Annotated in this window: 20 protein-coding genes; 4 read left to right on the forward strand and 16 right to left on the reverse strand. The window is 46.7% G+C overall.

All coding sequences use genetic code 11. The annotated features are described in order from the left end of the window. Positions 1-74: 74 nt before the first annotated feature. The 13 genes from sseG to spiC form a co-directional block, all read right to left on the reverse strand. Positions 75-764, reverse strand: a complete 690-nt coding sequence (gene sseG, locus NA330_RS01880; RefSeq protein ID WP_000805837.1) for a pathogenicity island 2 effector protein SseG — start codon at positions 762-764, stop codon at positions 75-77. Then, a complete protein-coding gene (gene sseF, locus NA330_RS01885; protein ID WP_023194622.1) occupies positions 761-1,543 on the reverse strand; it encodes a type III secretion systems effector SseF in 783 nt (260 codons plus the stop codon). The genes sseG and sseF overlap by 4 nt, the downstream gene beginning before the upstream one ends. Positions 1,544-1,558: 15 nt before the next feature. Beyond that, positions 1,559-1,993, reverse strand: a complete 435-nt coding sequence (sscB, locus tag NA330_RS01890) for a SycD/LcrH family type III secretion system chaperone SscB (RefSeq protein ID WP_000979962.1) — start codon at positions 1,991-1,993, stop codon at positions 1,559-1,561. 51 nt (positions 1,994-2,044) lie between these two features. Continuing rightward, positions 2,045-2,461 carry an LcrR family type III secretion system chaperone SseE gene (gene sseE, locus NA330_RS01895; protein WP_000249606.1) on the reverse strand — a complete coding sequence of 139 codons (417 nt, stop codon included), beginning with the start codon at positions 2,459-2,461 and terminating at the stop codon, positions 2,045-2,047. A gap of 2 nt (positions 2,462-2,463) precedes the next feature. After that, positions 2,464-3,051 carry an SPI-2 type III secretion system translocon protein SseD gene (gene sseD, locus NA330_RS01900; protein ID WP_000388331.1) on the reverse strand — a complete coding sequence of 196 codons (588 nt, stop codon included), beginning with the start codon at positions 3,049-3,051 and terminating at the stop codon, positions 2,464-2,466. A 15-nt stretch (positions 3,052-3,066) separates the two neighbouring features. Further along, on the reverse strand, positions 3,067-4,521 hold the full coding sequence (locus tag NA330_RS01905; protein WP_001079770.1) for a type III secretion system translocon protein: 1,455 nt from the start codon (positions 4,519-4,521) through the stop codon (positions 3,067-3,069). A 2-nt stretch (positions 4,522-4,523) separates the two neighbouring features. Beyond that, the gene (sscA, locus tag NA330_RS01910) at positions 4,524-4,997 is read right to left on the reverse strand and encodes a SycD/LcrH family type III secretion system chaperone SscA (protein ID WP_000711019.1); all 474 of its coding nucleotides are present in this window, start codon (positions 4,995-4,997) and stop codon (positions 4,524-4,526) included. Then, the gene (sseB, locus tag NA330_RS01915; protein ID WP_000094430.1) at positions 4,994-5,584 is read right to left on the reverse strand and encodes an SPI-2 type III secretion system translocon protein SseB; all 591 of its coding nucleotides are present in this window, start codon (positions 5,582-5,584) and stop codon (positions 4,994-4,996) included. Before sseB ends, sscA begins: the two co-directional genes overlap by 4 nt. Positions 5,585-5,590: 6 nt before the next feature. Continuing rightward, complete coding sequence (sseA, locus tag NA330_RS01920; protein WP_000972855.1) at positions 5,591-5,917, reverse strand: SPI-2 type III secretion system chaperone SseA; 327 nt, start codon at positions 5,915-5,917, stop codon at positions 5,591-5,593. A 263-nt stretch (positions 5,918-6,180) separates the two neighbouring features. Further along, complete coding sequence (gene ssaE / locus NA330_RS01925; protein WP_000210204.1) at positions 6,181-6,423, reverse strand: YscE family type III secretion system co-chaperone SsaE; 243 nt, start codon at positions 6,421-6,423, stop codon at positions 6,181-6,183. A 7-nt stretch (positions 6,424-6,430) separates the two neighbouring features. Beyond that, the gene (ssaD, locus tag NA330_RS01930) at positions 6,431-7,642 is read right to left on the reverse strand and encodes a SctD family type III secretion system inner membrane ring subunit SsaD (RefSeq protein ID WP_023241959.1); all 1,212 of its coding nucleotides are present in this window, start codon (positions 7,640-7,642) and stop codon (positions 6,431-6,433) included. Further along, on the reverse strand, positions 7,623-9,116 hold the full coding sequence (spiA, locus tag NA330_RS01935) for an SPI-2 type III secretion system protein SpiA (protein WP_000261286.1): 1,494 nt from the start codon (positions 9,114-9,116) through the stop codon (positions 7,623-7,625). Before spiA ends, ssaD begins: the two co-directional genes overlap by 20 nt. 1 nt (position 9,117) lies before the next feature. Next, entirely contained in the window at positions 9,118-9,519 is a 402-nt protein-coding gene (gene spiC, locus NA330_RS01940) for an SPI-2 type III secretion system protein SpiC (protein WP_001562740.1), read from the reverse strand. Between the two features lie 400 nt (positions 9,520-9,919). Between spiC and NA330_RS01945 the strand changes: the two genes are divergently transcribed. The 4 genes from NA330_RS01945 (at position 9,920) to mlrB (ending at position 15,389) form a co-directional block, all read left to right on the forward strand. Next, positions 9,920-12,682, forward strand: a complete 2,763-nt coding sequence (locus tag NA330_RS01945) for a two component system sensor kinase (protein ID WP_023241960.1) — start codon at positions 9,920-9,922, stop codon at positions 12,680-12,682. Between the two features lie 30 nt (positions 12,683-12,712). Beyond that, on the forward strand, positions 12,713-13,351 hold the full coding sequence (locus NA330_RS01950) for a two component system response regulator (protein WP_000666335.1): 639 nt from the start codon (positions 12,713-12,715) through the stop codon (positions 13,349-13,351). 178 nt (positions 13,352-13,529) lie between these two features. Next, positions 13,530-14,258, forward strand: a complete 729-nt coding sequence (locus tag NA330_RS01955; protein ID WP_000122320.1) for a MerR family transcriptional regulator — start codon at positions 13,530-13,532, stop codon at positions 14,256-14,258. 171 nt (positions 14,259-14,429) lie between these two features. Then, positions 14,430-15,389, forward strand: coding sequence for a transcriptional regulator MlrB (mlrB, locus tag NA330_RS01960; protein WP_001060717.1), 960 nt, complete (start codon positions 14,430-14,432; stop codon positions 15,387-15,389). Between the two features lie 109 nt (positions 15,390-15,498). On the opposite strand, the gene fumD is transcribed toward mlrB, so the two are convergent. From fumD to ttrS, 3 genes are all read right to left on the reverse strand, one after another. Next, entirely contained in the window at positions 15,499-15,711 is a 213-nt protein-coding gene (gene fumD, locus NA330_RS01965; protein ID WP_000165779.1) for a fumarate hydratase FumD, read from the reverse strand. Between the two features lie 97 nt (positions 15,712-15,808). After that, positions 15,809-16,429 (reverse strand): tetrathionate respiration response regulator TtrR, encoded by a 621-nt coding sequence (gene ttrR, locus NA330_RS01970; protein ID WP_023241961.1) that lies wholly within the window; start codon positions 16,427-16,429, stop codon positions 15,809-15,811. Next, the gene (ttrS, locus tag NA330_RS01975) at positions 16,404-18,182 is read right to left on the reverse strand and encodes a tetrathionate respiration histidine kinase TtrS (RefSeq protein WP_077943773.1); all 1,779 of its coding nucleotides are present in this window, start codon (positions 18,180-18,182) and stop codon (positions 16,404-16,406) included. Before ttrS ends, ttrR begins: the two co-directional genes overlap by 26 nt. Positions 18,183-18,255 lie beyond the last annotated feature (73 nt).

The raw sequence follows: 18,255 nt of genomic DNA on the forward strand, positions 1-18,255 counted from the left end.
AATACATCGTAAGGATACTGGCAACATAGCAAAATTTAGAAATCAATGAACATCCGGTATATACCTGAAAACGATTACTCCGGCGCACGTTGTTCTGGCGTCACCTGAGCCAGCAAACGATATAATGGGCTGCTGACCTGCATACCGGTCATTGCCATCCCATCCATACCGAAGCGAGTAAAACCCATTAGTCCGTAGGTAATATCATTAAGACGCTCTAATAAATGAGGCTGTAGTCCCAAACTACCACTCCAGTATGAATGCGTCATTACCGTCGCGGTTAAGACTAATCTACCGCCCAGGGAGACGGCTTTAGCAATCGCCATACTTTTGCGTTGATTGGCGAAACAATTAGCAATATAAAAAACGGCATTGCCTATACTGTCGTGAGCCATAGGTAAATGATGTTTATGATGGTAGATAAGACAGGCGACATCCGCGATGGCAATAGCAAGGCCAATTCCCGCCAGGGCTAAGAGCGGTGCGCCTCCACCACTTAGCACTGTTAATGCTATTCCAGCGGAACAGCATAAAATCTGTCCGCCCAAAATGACCGTTTGCCAACTAAAAATTTCTTTTGGAAAACACTCTATCACTCGTTTCGCAAGTCCGGCCAATAACCGCTCATTTCCTTGTTGAGGACCTATTCTACCACTCTCCATATTGGTTTCCGGATGTGGCAATGAGGGACATGGAGGTGATTCCTCAGGCGCGTTAACAGGACGTTGCCCTGCTACCTGAGCATTTGGGCTAACAGGTTTCATGGTTCTCCCTGAGATGTATGACCAGAACTGTCTATTAATGCAGGTGTAGTAGCAGATTGGCAGAGCGATGCCATTTGTTCCGCCAATAACGCACTGGGATCGGCATAAAGTTCATCAACAGAATTTTCCTGATCGTCGCCAGAGGGGCGGGCAAGGCAATAATCCAGTACCGCACCTATCGCCGTCAGGCTAACGGAGGTAATTACACTCCCCATGTCCAAAGAGGCCGCTATATTTTCAGCGGCGGGCAGTGGAAACTGTAGTTGTATAACCAACGAAGAAATAGCGATTCCTGAACGTATTAATAAAGAAAGACAATTAGCAAGGGTGTTAGCGCAGTTAAGACTTGCCCCACATTTTAAGGCCAGCGCACTGACCACAAGAGCAACGCTATCACTGGCGGTTTGTAACGGCTCCTTTTGCTGACATATCAATTGATAATTATGATACGCACAGCAAGCATCCCCAATAGCAATCACGAGCGCCGCCCCCGCAAGAATAGCAATGGGTAATCCTGCCCCGCCAGAAATTACCGCTGCAGCAACCGATAATCCAAACACGACTGTCGCGCCCAGCGCACGAATAGTGTATTGCATAAAATGTATAGCATAATCCCTCTGCTGCCTTATTTGTTCAGGCGTAAGCAGCACAGGGGCTGCGGGGGTGCCAGGGGCTGGAATTTCAGGGGGAGGAAACGATGCCTCCTTCGCTTGTATATCGGAAGGAGGACTATTACCATCGACTATATTGCTTGCCGCTGACGGAATATGAATTTTCATATTTCGTTCTGTTATTTAAGCAATAAGAGTATCAACCATTATTTGCGCATTCTGGCGAATCTCACTCCATGAGGCATCCGCATAACTCATCTTGATTGCGGTTTGAAAAGCCTCTCTCGCCAACCCGGGTTCCCCCATCATTTTGAGACAGACGCCCGTTTGGTAAACCGGTTCTGGATGGCTGGCATCCAGCATCAAGGCATGTCCATAGAAATTAATGGCTGTCGTGTATTCTTTAAGCATCATCCAGGTGCCAGCCAATGCAATATGGGCACGCCAACTCCATGGCTGGGCCATCACCAGCCAACTAAAATCGATTACGGCGCGCGAATAATCCCCCTCCTGCCATGAGGCGTAACCACTGGCATAAACGCTTTCCGGATCAACGGATAATAGCTGTTTCAGAATGTCTTCGGGTATTTTATTTTTCTGATCTTCTTTCATCATCATACCTATTGATTGTTATTTTCACGTGATAATGATTTACGTCAGGAAGGTTATTTAAAAACGTCGCTGGATAAGATGCTCGGCGGATAAAACTGTCCAGTTATCGCCATCAAGCTGTGTAAAGGTCGCTCCCATTACTGTCAGGATACGCAATAATTTCCTGCGTAGCATGGCTTTTTTTTCATCCAGAACGTCGGTGATTATCAACATCTTTAAACATGTTAACTGCGGGTGATGCACAAATATCCCGCGTAAAAGTCCCAGTAAGTGAAACAATTGCTGTGGTCGAGGTTGCCCGGGCGTCAGGCGCCTGAACTCACAAATAATCATTTCTTTTGCCTCAATACGATAGATCACCAGGTAAGGCGATAATATAAACTGTTGCCCAAGTAATATGGCGGTCTCCCCTAAATATGCAGGCTCAGTAAACACCTGATGCCGACGCAACCATTGCTCTATTTCTTGCACCATGTTTACCTCGTTAATGCCCGGAGTATTTCAGCAAGAACCGCAACCAGTGACGACCCCACGCCCATGATTTGTTGCATAATTTCAGTTGCTTTCTCCATAATTTCCGTCAGGGATTTATTATAGGATTGGGACCCATTTTGTTGCAGGTCGGCAATCGCTTTATCTTGATCACTTTGACGTTGCGCTACACCGGCCCCCAGGCCCATGACGCCTCCAGCAGTGTGGCCTACGGCTTGACCCGCTATAAGACCGGTCTCCCCGCCTACGGCCCCTAATCCTATCGTCAACACGCCCGACAATATTGCGCCGCCCGCAGTAATCATTGATGCTCTAAACGCTTCATCAATTGTTTTCATTTGCGTCTGTAAAACATTGACTTGCAGTTCCCAGGACAGTCGTTGTTTTTCTACGTTATAGTCGCGCATGATATTGCGCAGCTTTTTGGCAAGCTCCATTAGCTTCATCCAGATATTATCAAATAACAGAAGCATTGATTCAGTACCCATTCCCTCCCCGGAGGGAGATGGAGTGGAAGAAGGCGTTAACAAGGAAGGCGCTGGTAATACCAGTGCTACGTTACTCGCTTCCATATTTTTATCCTCAGATTAAGCGCGACAGCCAGCTATTCTCGCCTGAACGCTACTATAGTGATCAATGGTATCTAATGCATCTCTAAGCGCGGCACCACTACTCTTATAAAGCTCCTCTAAGCGTTTTTGTTCTATCTTTTTTTGGTCTTCCGTTTGTTGCATTATGAAATCCAGAAACCGTTGCTGAGTTATTAATTGCTCTATTTTCTTTTCGAGCTTCGCTTTATCTGCGTTAACCATGCCAGTATTCATCTGATTGGCGCCCTCGGTTGCACATCTGATAGCCTGTAAGCCTTTAAATGAACAATCGCTCAGTAAGGCATACAGGATTTTTTTGAACATATTCCAGAGAACTTTATTACGAAAATTTTTTAACAGAAAATTTCCCCCTTCCTGCGCACATTTTTCCAGGGCTTCTTTTGCCGCTTCTTTTGCCATGGCTTTCACCCCCTCTTTCGTAAAACTTTTTCCCGCGCTTCGCGTCATATTATTTTCTACCTTACGAGAAAACTCAGCAGACTCCTCTTCCATCTCGCCCGGCGAAACCATTTCACGCTCAATCGCCTCAAATTGTTTGGAAAAATTTTCGCTCACCTCTTCGCCAAACTTTTCAGCCAACTCCTCTATTTCTCCTTCCCCTGCACCTACCATACGCTCAACCATTTCTTCGCCTAAGCCGGAGTCAAGCACTTTTGCAGCTGCGCCAGATAAGCCTCTCGTCGCCATAAAAGCACGACCAATCTGGAAAACATCCAGTGCCATCGCGACGACTTCACAACCAACTTGAATTTTACTTGCCACGTCAATAATCGCCTGACAGGTATCGTGGTCAGCACCGCACATCATTGCCGTTTCGGCTCCGGCTTTAACCATTCCTGCACAACCTGCGGCCATATAAGCTACGCCGCTAGCCATTTCTGCGGGATTACCGGACAGAAAACCCTCCACAACTTTTAAGGCGCCAATCACAGTTTCAAATATGCCGGTAATCCAGTCAAAAATAGCGCCAAAAATGCCCGCTTTACGCGCTTTATCCTCCTGCTCTATCGCTTTCTGGATCTGCTCCTGATACTCCTTTACCTGCTTATTACGTAATGCATTTTGCACCTCAGTTGCCCGCTCAAGCTGTTGACATAACGATTGAGCGTTATTACCAAAGACGTTGAGTATTAATGACGTCATCATCATTGATAAAACAGTGGGATTGATATGCAAAAAGTCAGGCAATGATGGACGCTTATGATCTCCGGGTACGGCATCAAGCAGTTGCTTCAACGCATTGCTTGCCTCCTGAAGACTAATTTTCCCTGATAGCAGACACGTGGCGTTGCCATCGCCAAAAGTAGAATTCACACGATGCTGGCGCTTTCCCAGCGAACCCGAGGAAACGCAACTGACATTGCTTAAGTGATGATGTGTTAAGGCGGTTACTCCTGCGGCGCTATCGCTATTACTGTGAATTCGATTCATTTTTAGCTCCTGTCAGAAAGTTGCTGTAACATCTTTTCTGCACGCAGTCGGAGGATTTGATGTTCACTGACCTCGCCGCAAATACGCACCACGGCCTTTAACGCTTTTATTGCATAACAGACGTTATCACACGCGAGGTAGCATTCCGCTGCGGCCCATGGCGCCTGCGGCGCATCAATCTTAATTTGTGCCGCGCGTCCATAAGCGTATATCGCTTCCCCCCAATGTTTTTGAGCCTGGCAGCATTCCCCTAACCGAAACCAATAGTCAAATGACCAGGCATCATATATCGTCAACAATTGAAAAAGTCGCGCTGCGCCGGCGAACTCTTTTACCTCCATAAGCTGCATGGCATAGTGATACAGAGTATTAAGCGGCTGTGTAACATCGTCATCCAACAACATACGCAGCGAGCCGCCACGCCGGAAAAACCGCATCGTGTCATGTGCCTGTTGTAGGGTCGGGTCTTTTTTCATGAGTACGTTTTCTGCGCTATCATACTGGAAATCTCCCCCCACTTACTGATAAGCCCCGTCAGTTGGGTAAGGACAGCGTTAAGCTCCTGAGACATTTTTTGAATTATTATCTGCCCCTGACTCATAAGATCGGTATTCCGGTTGGCATCGTTATCCAAAGCCGCTTTGACCGCCTGTAGACCACCTTTATCCAGCTTCCCATGATCGCCATATTTAGCCATATATTCATCAATGGTCAGACCATCGATGAGAATACCATTATCACGCATGTATTTAATTACATCCTCAGGTACCTCCTCTTTGGTTTTAGCATCCCCTTTGGCTGCTTTAGCAATCACCTCATCCATCTCATTTGACTTTTCCTGGGTATTTCTGGCACGTTCAGCGTTCTTCTGGACTTCAATAAATTTATCGTTTGCAATAGCCTGAATAACCATAAGGAGAATAAGCAAAACACCATACCCTTCGGCAAACGGATTTTGCTGGGATAAGTCATCCTGCCCCCCGGTATCAGTGTTGCTAACGCCGAAACTATTTTTAAACACAATAGGGTTTTGACTTCCCCATAAGATGTTTCCTGAAGACATTATGCTTTACCTTTTTGTTTTTCCTGACGGTATCTCCACCGGGGCTTGAGCATTAAGTTGTTTCAGTCGTACTTCAAGTTGTTTAAACAAACTTACTATTTTCTTTAAATCCTTCTCGGCCTCCTGGTTAACCCCGGCAACGCCTTGTGGAAATAGGTTATGAAGAATACTCTCTGTCTCTCTGCTTTTTTTGGGGCTCTCTGCCCTTTCAGCAAGCTGTTGACTCACCTTAGCCCGGATTTGGTGAAATTTTTTAAGACAGTGATTTAGCTGCATGTAACTTTGCTCTAAATCACGATATTCACTAAACGCAGCCTTTTTCTTTATCATCATTCCCCTCCATATACACGATAGATAATTAACGTGCTAACTAAGAGCCTATCCCATTAGGGCTATTTTACTTGCCATTTTGGTCCTGGGCAGTGCTCGCCAAAACGCGTTAGCGTTTTGAACGCCGCTAGCGGCGGCCCGAAGGGCGAGCGTAGCGAGTCAAACCTCACGTGCTACGTGTACGCTCCGGTTTTTGCGCGCTGTCCGTGTCCAGGCTGGCTGCGCCAATTAACGCCTGGTGGGATAGGCTCTAAGATATTTTTACTTTACTCTTGCTCACTCACTACAAGTGCGCTGTTATGGTAACGATAATAAATAATGTTGATGATATTTTCGGCCTGCTCGATCGCTTCAAGCAATAAGGTGTTTTGCTGATATTGCTGCGGATCCTGTAACCTACCGTTGTTCTCTTCTAACTGTTTCCGGGCAGCCCTTAATTGTAAAATTATGCCTTTGGCCTCTTCACGCGAATGAAGCAGCAAATCTTCTAACCGGGTCAGAGTTGTCATTTTCCACTCACTTAAAATCTAATGGATAGTTAATCAAAGTATCATAATGTTTAATCGTTACCACATCGGCACTCAGATGGACAATTTCTCCCCCATTGGGTAACAATGCCCCTACACGTAAACGCTCTTTATTCGTCAGTAATAAGTAATTACCATGGCGACTCTGTACAAAGCCAGCCACTGGCGCAGGCAGATACTTGCTTTCATCATGAGAAGGCGCAATATCCTGATAAATTAAAGAAAGAGCGGGGTCCTTTTTCTTTAATGCTGCTAACGTTTCTTGCAAAATGCGTTGATGAGATTCATCCAGTACACCACTGATAACAAAAGAGCGGCGCATTGGCGTAACATTGACAAGGCCCACTAAACCGTTCTCTATTATCGCAGAAATAATATCATCCCCCTGAGACTGATGAGAATGACTAATCTGCCAGTGCAATAACCCGGGAATATCTGCAAGTAATGGTTGAACCTTACGCCATTGCTGATCCATTTGTATATCATCATGAATTAACACGCTTCCCGGCCCTTCGCTGGATACTTCAGCATGCGGGTAACCCATTTTTATCAAAACATCCTGCACTTCTCGTATCAATAAGTCATCACAGATTACACCATCCCGATACATGACCCCCCATGATTCGAGAGTCGCTCTCACCTTTTGCATCTGTTCGCTTGACGCGCAATAACCGGACAACTGCAGGCTTCCATCTTCTTTCCATTGCGCCCGCACATAATGAATATTGCTTTTGTCTAATAAAAACTTAACCCGCAAAGGTAAATCATTTACCGTTTCAGGCTGACCGCCAATACTTAACAGGACACCCATTCCACCGATGAAAATCAAGAATACGCCAGCCAACCACCAGTATCCTGATCTGGAAACGGGTATTTGATAATCAGCAAGTTCACAATCCTGTTTACCAAACGCGATAGCCACTCCCGCAACCTGCAAAACCCCACTGGATGGTAGCGGCTTATTTGGATTAAATCTGCGGCCATTAACTCTAACTCTGGCTTTCCCGGCATCAACAAATAAACTATCTGCCTGTTCTCTCAGAATAATTTTTTCATTTATAGTAAGCGGAATACAAATATCGCATCCTTTCTCCCCCAGTGACAGGTTACCTTCATTCAGCCATACTTCCCGGCCTTGTAAAATGTGACCTAAAAAACGTATTTTCCAGGAGCTCTTTGGATTAACCATGAGATATGCCATTATTTACTACTGAGGCTTTAATCAAAAACAGCCTGATTACACTATGTACTTGAGTCGTATCATTGCGAAACAAATGGCCTACGACAGGAATATCGCCCAATAAAGGGATTTTGTTTTGCGAGTGGATTTGTTTACCTTGTTTAAATCCTCCCAGCAATAGACTCTGTCCGGCTAATAATGTGGCTTGCGAAGCAATTTCAGAATTTTGCACTTCGGGTAGCGGATCTGTTTCGCTTTGCGTATCACTTTGTTGTCCATCCTGAATATTAAGATTAAGCATTATTTTTTGCGTGCCATTGTCATTTAACAAGCGAGGTGTAACGCGCAACAAAGAACCCGTAGTGATGGATTCAAGTTTAGCCACTTTTTCTCCCTGCAGTTTGGTATAGAAAGTAATATTTTTATCCAGTACAGCCTGGATATTATTTAAAGTCACCACAGATGGCTGGGAAAGTACATAAGCCTGAGAGCTTTTTTCCAGGGCATTCAAACGCACCATAAAGTTTGAGGTATCGCTGATTACCGTTGAAAAACCGCTAGCACCGCCGTCATTCAAACCTGTATTGAACGCAATTTTCTTGCCACCCAGCGACACTGCCGTTCCCCAGTCGATGCCTAACTGGTTAATATCTCCAGCATTAACATCGATAATTTTCACCGAAATCTCTATCATCTGCTGGCGTTGATCTAATTCTGTGATGAGTTTCCGATACCCGGCCATATTGGCCGCATAATCACGAACGATCACTGCATTCTGGCGTGGGTCGGCAGCAAACATGGGCAATGCCTGTGTAGCGGGTGAACCATTGTTCGTCGATGACGCCGGGACGCTGGTTTTACTCATCTCACGCAATACACTCACGACCCCAGGAACCACGACGGACTGATCGCGATATTGGTATTGGGTATCCATCGCAGTGGCATACTTAAGCGTGTATATACTTACACTCACCGCACTGTCTTTTCGTTTGATTAACGCATTATCCAGCACTGAAGCTAATTGACTAATACGAGTCAGACAGCTGGGAACACCGCTCACCTCCACAGCTCTGGTACCGGTAATTTCTTTAACCTCGCATCCCGGTGATGAAAGGATATTCTGGCTGCGTAAGTAATGAATGAACCGCCCAGTAGATAAAATATTGAAAGTGATAACCTGATGTTTTAATAACGATGCAGGATATACATATAACATGCTGCCATCAAACCAGGTTAGCAAATCATATTGTGCTGCCAGGTTATTCAAAATATCGACCGGTGGTCCAGGCGGAATTTTTCCACTAAATGTAGCTGTTATCAATGGGCTAATAGTAATAGCCGTATCATAGTTCTCTGAGAGCAGATGTAAAACCTCTGCTAATGGCATTTGTCTGGCATAAAGGGTGAAGTCATTACCTTTCCATGATAACTCATCACTCTTTGCTGTATTGAGTATAAATAGTAAAATTAAGATTAAACGTTTATTTACTACCATTTTATACCCCACCCGAATAAAGTTTATGGTGATTGCGTATTACATTTTTTAAAATGCAAGTTAAAGCCAGGTGTTTTTCTATCTCAATAGCAATAAGCTCAGAGCTACTACTTGTGGTATAATAACCGTTTAACCATCCCCCATCCGCTGTGAGCTGTATAGCATAATCATGGACGTCCGGGTGTGCTGCAAGCAGTAGTGTCACATAGGCAAGACAAGGCTTAGGTAAGCTTTCCAGGTCATTTAAGAACAAAGAAATAGAAAATGCTTCTGAGAAAATTTCTCCTCTGGCAGGATGTCCATCAATAGTCATTATCCAGGATCGGCTATTACCTTCGGCCTTGATATCCTGAATTAATGGAATGCCTTTTAAAACTGCCAGCATGAATCCCTCCTCAGACATAAATGGGAGTTTCTATCAAATTCGCTCACAACCACATCCGTAAAAAGCCTGATTCACATTTATTTCGACTATACTCTTCTTGTACAATATCAGGATGCTGTCTACATATACCTTGTCACAGACGATTCTATCATTCGGATTTTCCGATAAATTCACAATTACACTTTCAGCATTGACATAAAAAATTACAATTTGAAAAATTATTCATTAAATAAACTGTTACGATGTTTTTACATCGCCACCTTATTAAAAAATAATTGTAGTCATCGACTGGGTTATATATGAAGAAATTTATCTTCCTAATGATAACACCATCGATTAATCTTCTGATGAAACTATATGTACTGCGATAGTGATCAAGTGCCAAAGATTTTGCAACAGGCAACTGGAGGAAAGCATTATGAATTTGCTCAATCTCAAGAATACGCTGCAAACATCTTTAGTAATCAGGCTAACTTTTTTATTTTTATTAACAACAATAATTATTTGGCTGCTATCTGTGCTTACCGCAGCTTATATATCAATGGTTCAGAAACGGCAGCATATAATAGAGGACTTATCCGTTCTATCCGAGATGAATATTGTACTAAGCAATCAACGGTTTGAAGAGGCTGAACGTGACGCTAAAAATTTAATGTATCAATGCTCATTAGCGTCTGAGATTCATCATAACGATATTTTCCCTGAGGTGAGCCGGCATCTTTCTGTCGGTCCTTCAAATTGCACGCCGACGCTAAACGGAGAGAAGCACCGTCTCTTTCTGCAGTCCTCTGATATCGATGAAAAAAGCTTTCGTCGCGATAGTTTTATTCTTAACCATAAAAATGAGATTTCGTTATTATCTACTGATAACCCTTCAGATTATTCAACTCTACAGCCTTTAACGCGAAAAAGCTTTCCTTTATACCCAACCCATGCCGGGTTTTACTGGAGTGAACCAGAATACATAAACGGCAAAGGATGGCACGCTTCCGTTGCGGTTGCCGATCAGCAAGGCGTATTTTTTGGGGTGACGGTTAAACTTCCCGATCTCATTACCAAGAGCCACCTACCATTAGATGATAGTATTCGAGTATGGCTGGATCAAAACAACCACTTATTGCCGTTTTCATACATCCCGCAAAAAATACGTACACAGTTAGAAAATGTAACGCTGCATGATGGATGGCAGCAAATTCCCGGATTTCTGATATTACGTACAACCTTGCATGGCCCCGGATGGAGTCTGGTTACGCTGTACCCATACGGTAATCTACATAATCGCATCTTAAAAATTATCCTTCAACAAATCCCCTTTACATTAACAGCATTGGTGTTGATGACGTCGGCTTTTTGCTGGTTACTACATCGCTCACTGGCCAAACCGTTATGGCGTTTTGTCGATGTCATTAATAAAACCGCAACTGCACCGCTGAGCACACGTTTACCAGCACAACGACTGGATGAATTAGATAGTATTGCCGGTGCTTTTAACCAACTGCTTGATACTCTACAAGTCCAATACGACAATCTGGAAAACAAAGTCGCAGAGCGCACCCAGGCGCTAAATGAAGCAAAAAAACGCGCTGAGCAAGCTAACAAACGTAAAAGCATTCATCTTACGGTAATAAGTCATGAGTTACGTACTCCGATGAATGGCGTACTCGGTGCGATTGAATTATTACAAACCACCCCTTTAAACATAGAGCAGCAAGGATTAGCTGATACCGCCAGGAATTGTACACTGTCTTTGTTAGCTATTATTAATAATCTGCTGGATTTTTCACGCATCGAGTCTGGTCATTTCACATTACATATGGAAGAAACAGCGTTACTGCCGTTACTGGACCAGGCTATGCAAACCATCCAGGGGCCGGCGCAAAGCAAAAAACTGTCATTACGTACTTTTGTCGGTCAACATGTCCCTCTCTATTTTCATACCGACAGTATCCGTTTACGGCAAATTTTGGTTAATTTACTCGGGAACGCGGTAAAATTTACCGAAACCGGAGGGATACGTCTGACGGTCAAGCGTCATGAGGAACAATTAATATTTCTGGTTAGCGATAGCGGTAAAGGGATTGAAATACAGCAGCAGTCTCAAATCTTTACTGCTTTTTATCAAGCAGACACAAATTCGCAAGGTACAGGAATTGGACTGACTATTGCGTCAAGCCTGGCTAAAATGATGGGCGGTAATCTGACACTAAAAAGTGTCCCCGGGGTTGGAACCTGTGTCTCGCTAGTATTACCCTTACAAGAATACCAGCCGCCTCAACCAATTAAAGGGACGCTGTCAGCGCCGTTCTGCCTGCATCGCCAACTGGCTTGCTGGGGAATACGCGGTGAACCACCCCACCAGCAAAATGCGCTTCTCAACGCAGAGCTTTTGTATTTCCCCGGAAAACTCTACGACCTGGCGCAACAGTTAATATTGTGTACACCAAATATACCAGTAATAAATAATTTGTTACCACCCTGGCAGTTGCAGATTCTTTTGGTTGATGATGCCGATATTAATCGGGATATCATCGGCAAAATGCTTGTCAGCCTGGGCCAACACGTCACTATTGCCGCCAGTAGTAACGAGGCTCTGACTTTATCACAACAGCAGCGATTCGATTTAGTACTGATTGACATTAGAATGCCAGAAATAGATGGTATTGAATGTGTACAATTATGGCACGATGAGCCGAATAATTTAGATCCTGACTGCATGTTTGTGGCGCTATCCGCTAGCGTAGCGACAGAAGATATTCATCGTTGTAAAAAAAATGGGATTCATCATTACATTACCAAACCAGTGACGTTGGCTACCTTAGCTCGCTATATCAGTATTGCCGCAGAATATCAACTTTTGCGAAATATAGAGCTACAGGAGCAGGATCCGAGTCGCTGCTCAGCGCTACTGGCGACAGATGATATGGTCATTAATAGCAAGATTTTCCAATCACTGGACCTCTTGCTGGCTGATATTGAAAATGCCGTATCGGCTGGACAAAAAATCGATCAGTTAATTCACACATTAAAAGGCTGTTTAGGTCAAATAGGGCAGACTGAATTGGTATGCTATGTCACAGACATTGAGAATCGCGTAAAAATGGGGAAAATCATCGCGCTGGAGGAACTAACCGACTTACGCCAGAAAATACGTATGATCTTCAAAAACTACACCATTACTTAATATTATCTTAATTTTCGCGAGGGCAGCAAAATGAAAGAATATAAGATCTTATTAGTAGACGATCATGAAATCATCATTAACGGCATTATGAATGCCTTATTACCCTGGCCTCATTTTAAAATTGTAGAGCATGTTAAAAATGGTCTTGAGGTTTATAATGCCTGTTGCGCATACGAGCCTGACATACTTATCCTTGATCTTAGCTTACCTGGCATCAATGGCCTGGATATCATTCCTCAATTACATCAGCGTTGGCCAGCAATGAATATTCTGGTTTACACAGCATACCAACAAGAGTATATGACCATTAAAACTTTAGCCGCAGGTGCTAATGGCTATGTTTTAAAAAGCAGTAGTCAGCAAGTTCTGTTAGCGGCATTGCAAACAGTCGCAGTAAACAAGCGTTACATTGACCCGACGTTGAATCGGGAAGCTATCCTGGCTGAATTAAACGCTGACACGACCAATCATCAACTGCTTACTTTGCGCGAGCGTCAGGTTCTTAAACTTATTGACGAGGGGTATACCAATCATGGGATCAGCGAAAAACTACATATCAGTATAAAAACCGTCGAAACACATCGGATGAATATGATGAGAAAGCTACAGGTTCATAAAGTGACAGAGTTACTTAACTGCGCCCGAAGAATGAGGTTAATAGAGTATTAACCAGGGGCATCCGATGGTATTAAGCATTGGTCATATTTTGATGAGCCTTACGCCACGCAGTATTGCTCATCATCGACAAAATCCATACGGATGCCCTGGTATGCCGCACCATTTATCACTACCTTAGTCTTCATTTAATCATGATATAGTAGAATCCCCTTATTTAACGGGCTTTACCATGTCGTATTCTATCGGCGAATTTGCCAGACTATGCGGTATCAATGCCGCCACGCTAAGGGCATGGCAGCGACGCTATGGTTTATTGAAACCGCAGCGTACTGATGGCGGGCATCGCTTATACAGCGATGACGATATTCGACAAGCGCTTAGCATCCTCGACTGGGTGAGAAAAGGCGTACCGATAAGCCAGGTCAAACCCTTACTGTCGCGTCCGGTCATTCGCCTGGGCGATAACTGGATAACGATTCAGGAGACGATGCTTCAACATCTCCACGAAGGGCGAATTGACGCGCTGCGGCAGTTGATTTATGACTGTGGCCGGGAATATCCCCGCGCAGAATTGGTGACCCATTTATTGCGTCCGTTGCGCAGCAAAGTGTCCGCGCATCTTCCCGCCGTGATGACGCTGCGCGAAATATTGGATGGCATCATTATTGCCTACACCTCTTTTTGCCTTGAAGGCGACAGAAAAGCGCCTGGCAACAATGCCTTTATTAGCGGATGGCATCTCTCGGATCACTGTGAAATCTGGCTGGAAGCGTTGACTCGTACCGGACAAGAGCTGCGGCTCAATGTGCTTCCCTCTCCACCAGCCGTGCTGGCGCCCGAGCTGTTCGCCCAGAGAAAATGGTTCCTGGTGACCACCGGAAAGCTCACTGCCGGGCAGAAAAAACAGCTTGCCCAGTGGCGCAACGTGGTCGCTTCGCTGGAGGTTATCACACTATAAGCGCTGAAATAGATTTCTTCCCCTCATTCTATCTTATTGATATTTAACTACATCAAAAAAATCCCCGCGAAAACTTAGACAAAAAAACAAAGTTGTGTAAGTTTTAAATCAGCGTGAGATAACATTTTGCGCCATTGGCGTCAGTCGTCGTACTTTCAATAAGGGGGAATCATGAATAACAAACCCGTAGTCGGCATTAGCGGATGTCTGACTGGCGCCGCGGTACGCTTTGATGGCGGACATAAGCGTATGGATTTTGTCATGAACTCTCTGGCACCGTGGGTGGCCTACAAACCGATCTGCCCGGAGGTGGCGATCGGCCTGCCCGTGCCCCGCCCTGCGCTGCGTCTTATCCAGACGACCTGTGGCGACATTCGGATGCGCTATAGCCATGCCCCGCACGATGACGTCACCGAGCGAATGAATGCCTTTGCCGATCGGTTTCTGCCAACAATAGGCGAACTGGCGGGGTTTATTGTGTGTGCAAAATCGCCCAGTTGCGGAATGGAGCGCGTTCGCCTGTATGATGAAAAGGGTAACAGGGGCCGCAAAGCTGGCACGGGGCTGTTTACCGCCGCGATGATGGACAAATATCCCTGGCTGCCGATAGAGGAAGATGGTCGCCTGCACGATCCGGTACTACGCGAGAATTTCATCGCACGTATCTTCGCGCTACATGAATTAAATGCGCTACGCGCGCAGGGCTTGAGTCGTCACAGTTTGCTCGCGTTTCATAGCCGATACAAACTTCAGCTTCTCGCCCACCACCAGGCCGGCTACCGCGAAATTGGCCCTTTCGTCGCGCGTCTGCATGAGTGGGACGATCTGGATGCCTTCTTTGTCCGATACAGAGAAAAACTGATGGCTATCCTGCGACACCCCGCTTCACGTAAAAATCACACCAATGTGCTGATGCATATCCAGGGCTATTTTCACCGCGCGTTGAACAGCAGGCAACGCGCGGAATTACGCGAGGTGATTCTCGGCTACCGGGCGGGCCGACTACCTATCCTGGCACCGTTAACGCTGCTGAAGCACTATCTGGCGGAACATCCGGATGACTATCTACGCAGCCAGAATTATTTTGAGCCGTACCCTGATACATTAGGGCTGCGCTTAGCCATCACCTGATAACCCTGCGCATCGCTAACGGCGGGCAACCTGCCCGCCATGGTGACAATCGCGACAATTCAAAGGTGATGTCGTTATTGCCAACAGACTGTTTCCACCCTGATAGCGGCTATGACCGCGCCAGAGCGTTAATCACGGTTTCCATCGCCTGTTTTTCTAACGCGCTACGTTGGATGCGTTGATTCGCCAGCGCGGTTCTTAACACGCCCGCAATAACAATATATTTAGGCTCCTGCCCCAGATCGCGCATTTCCAGCACGACCTTGCCCACCACCCGGCACATCTCACGGTACAGCTCGTCATCTTTTGTCGGTTTTGTCATACGTTTTACTCGTCGCCAGCTCAAACCAACAGAATATAACAGTCTTCTCTATTAAACAAAATTTGATGCAAATCAAAGAAATAACGTGGTTTATTATTCATGGCTCATACGTTGTTCGTATTCTGGTCTCTGGCGAGGCCATTTTTTCGAAACGCCTAATCAGTTCCGCCAGGCTACCGGCCTGCATTTTTTCCATGACTCTGGCGCGGTGCACCTCTACGGTACGCACCGCGATATTCATCGCTTCCGCAATTTCACGGTTCATAAATCCTTTTGCCACCAGGCTGGCCAGCTCACGCTCTTTCGGCGTCAACTGCTGGTAACACAGTATAATCTCACGGCGCGTCACCGCTGCCGATGAAACCGTCAGCGCACGCTCCAGCGCCGCCTGTAGCGGTTTTACCGATACCGGTTTTTGCAGAAAATCGACGGCGCCGCGTTTCATCTGCTCCACGGCCATCGGTACATCGCCATGCCCGGTAAGAAAAACAACCGCCAGGGTACTTCCGCACTGGCGCAACGCATCATGAACGCCCTGCCCATCCAGTACCGGCATTCGCATATCCAGTAATACGACTCCGGCCTGATACAGACTGGCCTGCGCCAAAAAATCCGCCCCCTGCGTCCAGCATTTTACGTCATATCCCAGACTTTCCAGTAAAAACGCGCACGCGTTAGTGACCGCCGTATCATCATCCAGTAGATGAATTGTCGCCATCCCTGCCCCCATGTTCATGTAAGAAATGTATCGTGACCACCGTTCCCGACAGACCGTCCGGCGCGGTCTGGTTCCTGATGTTGATATCGCCCCGCCCATACCGCACCAGCCGCTGGCAAATCGCCAGCCCTAAGCCCATCCCCTCTTTGCGGGTTGTCATAAACGGCTGAAACGCCTGACGTAATAGCGCCTCATCGATTCCCCCGGCGTTATCCTGTAAAGCGATACTGATGCCGTTTTCAGTGCGTTCAGCAACGACCCATAAATGGGTGGCGCCCGCCTGAGCCGCATTAAGAATGATATTCGCCAGCACCTGTTCCAGCAGCACTGACGGCAGCGTTACGCGCAGCGCAGCGCTAACCTCGGTATGCAGAGTCACTGTCGGAAATTGTTGCGCCATACGCAACAATTGCCAGACATGATCAATCGCCTCGCGAATGGCTATGGCCTTCCACGCTTCGGTTAGCACCGGGTTGCCCTGCGCCTGGCTGACCCAGTGACGCAGGTTACGCAGAGTATCCGCACCGCGTTGCGCCTGCTGGTCAATCTGCTCCAGCGCCGGCAGCAAGGGATGCTGTTCATCTGCAGCGCGCAGTCGAATCAGGCACCCCTGGGCATAATGTCGAATCGCGGAAAGCGGCTGATTAAGCTCATGGGCAAACCCGGAGGTCATTTCACCCAACACGCTCATTTGCCGGGCGGTTTCCAGCGCCCGCTCATGCTGATGAAGAACTACGCTATTACGTTCCAGTTGCTTTCCACGTCGACGCACCAGCAGCATGACCCAAATATAATTGAGCGTGAGCAACAGGAACGCCAGAATCACGCCGCCGACCATTAGCTGGTGCTGGATTAACCAACTTTTGACATCCAGCCACAGTCGACGCTGCTGAGGGTGCTGACGAACATCACGCAGCAACGCTTCCACCTGACTGGTCGACGCTGGCGCGCCCCAGTGAAATGACGCGGCGGCGGGCGCGTTGAATAGCGCTCGCGTTACGCGATCCGCCAGCGCATCGCTTACCGCAGGTAGCGCCGCGAACGACCAGTCAGGATATAACGGCGTACTGGTTAAGCAAGGCAGGGGCGTCGGTCGGGAAAGCAGCGCGATAAAGTCCTTTTTATTAATCAATCCTTCCTGATCCATATTTTCTAACAGACACACTGGCACAATTGCCGCCTGCACCGCTTTTTCGCGCAGCATATAGACTAAGGCATCGCCAGGAAATCCGGTAAAACGAAGATGAAAATCGCGCTCCGGGCGTAAGCCCGCGTCGCTGAGCGCTTTATAGCCTAATAAATAGCCGCCAAACGCCTGAGCATCAATCGCGCCGACTGTCTTACCGATGAGATCATGCGCCGTGGTGATGCCGCTATCGCGCCGGGTCAAAATCACGCTGCCAATAACATTACTCACCGCTTTCCCATCGCGCGTGGAACGCAGGGAAGCTAACCAGCGGAGCGGCGCATGGCTGTTCAGTTGGACAAATTGCGCCGGGTTGGTTATCACAAACTGCACGGTTCCCTGGTTAACGGCCTCCTGCATTTGATGCAGATCCAGCGGCTGGATGTGAAAGGTTTCGCCTGGAAGCTGTTGGCTTAATGTCTTTGCCAACGGTTGCCAGTGGCTGCGCGTAGACGCCTCGCCGCGCATGGCCAGAATACCGATATTCCACGTCCCTGCCCACGCGCCATGACAAAGTAGCCCTACTGCCGCCAACACCGCCAGGCGCCTTACGGTTTTACCTCTCACCCCAATATCCCTGTCAATTATGTTGTTTTAGATCAACAACAAGCCGGGTATGTGGTTAACCACAATAGAGTGC

This window comes from Salmonella sp. NW722 (assembly GCF_051702785.1).
Classification (GTDB): domain Bacteria; phylum Pseudomonadota; class Gammaproteobacteria; order Enterobacterales; family Enterobacteriaceae; genus Salmonella; species Salmonella enterica.

What these genes read in the sequence shown, in the direction of transcription:
- sseG (WP_000805837.1), bottom strand. Translation starts at nt 764, where the DNA reads ATGAAACCTGTTAGCCCAAATGCTCAGGTAGCAGGGCAACGTCCTGTT.
- sseF (WP_023194622.1), bottom strand. Translation starts at nt 1,543, where the DNA reads ATGAAAATTCATATTCCGTCAGCGGCAAGCAATATAGTCGATGGTAAT.
- sscB (WP_000979962.1), bottom strand. Translation starts at nt 1,993, where the DNA reads ATGATGATGAAAGAAGATCAGAAAAATAAAATACCCGAAGACATTCTG.
- sseE (WP_000249606.1), bottom strand. Translation starts at nt 2,461, where the DNA reads ATGGTGCAAGAAATAGAGCAATGGTTGCGTCGGCATCAGGTGTTTACT.
- sseD (WP_000388331.1), bottom strand. Translation starts at nt 3,051, where the DNA reads ATGGAAGCGAGTAACGTAGCACTGGTATTACCAGCGCCTTCCTTGTTA.
- NA330_RS01905 (WP_001079770.1), bottom strand. Translation starts at nt 4,521, where the DNA reads ATGAATCGAATTCACAGTAATAGCGATAGCGCCGCAGGAGTAACCGCC.
- sscA (WP_000711019.1), bottom strand. Translation starts at nt 4,997, where the DNA reads ATGAAAAAAGACCCGACCCTACAACAGGCACATGACACGATGCGGTTT.
- sseB (WP_000094430.1), bottom strand. Translation starts at nt 5,584, where the DNA reads ATGTCTTCAGGAAACATCTTATGGGGAAGTCAAAACCCTATTGTGTTT.
- sseA (WP_000972855.1), bottom strand. Translation starts at nt 5,917, where the DNA reads ATGATGATAAAGAAAAAGGCTGCGTTTAGTGAATATCGTGATTTAGAG.
- ssaE (WP_000210204.1), bottom strand. Translation starts at nt 6,423, where the DNA reads ATGACAACTCTGACCCGGTTAGAAGATTTGCTGCTTCATTCGCGTGAA.
- ssaD (WP_023241959.1), bottom strand. Translation starts at nt 7,642, where the DNA reads ATGGCATATCTCATGGTTAATCCAAAGAGCTCCTGGAAAATACGTTTT.
- spiA (WP_000261286.1), bottom strand. Translation starts at nt 9,116, where the DNA reads ATGGTAGTAAATAAACGTTTAATCTTAATTTTACTATTTATACTCAAT.
- spiC (WP_001562740.1), bottom strand. Translation starts at nt 9,519, where the DNA reads ATGTCTGAGGAGGGATTCATGCTGGCAGTTTTAAAAGGCATTCCATTA.
- NA330_RS01945 (WP_023241960.1), top strand. Translation starts at nt 9,920, where the DNA reads ATGAATTTGCTCAATCTCAAGAATACGCTGCAAACATCTTTAGTAATC.
- NA330_RS01950 (WP_000666335.1), top strand. Translation starts at nt 12,713, where the DNA reads ATGAAAGAATATAAGATCTTATTAGTAGACGATCATGAAATCATCATT.
- NA330_RS01955 (WP_000122320.1), top strand. Translation starts at nt 13,530, where the DNA reads ATGTCGTATTCTATCGGCGAATTTGCCAGACTATGCGGTATCAATGCC.
- mlrB (WP_001060717.1), top strand. Translation starts at nt 14,430, where the DNA reads ATGAATAACAAACCCGTAGTCGGCATTAGCGGATGTCTGACTGGCGCC.
- fumD (WP_000165779.1), bottom strand. Translation starts at nt 15,711, where the DNA reads ATGACAAAACCGACAAAAGATGACGAGCTGTACCGTGAGATGTGCCGG.
- ttrR (WP_023241961.1), bottom strand. Translation starts at nt 16,429, where the DNA reads ATGGCGACAATTCATCTACTGGATGATGATACGGCGGTCACTAACGCG.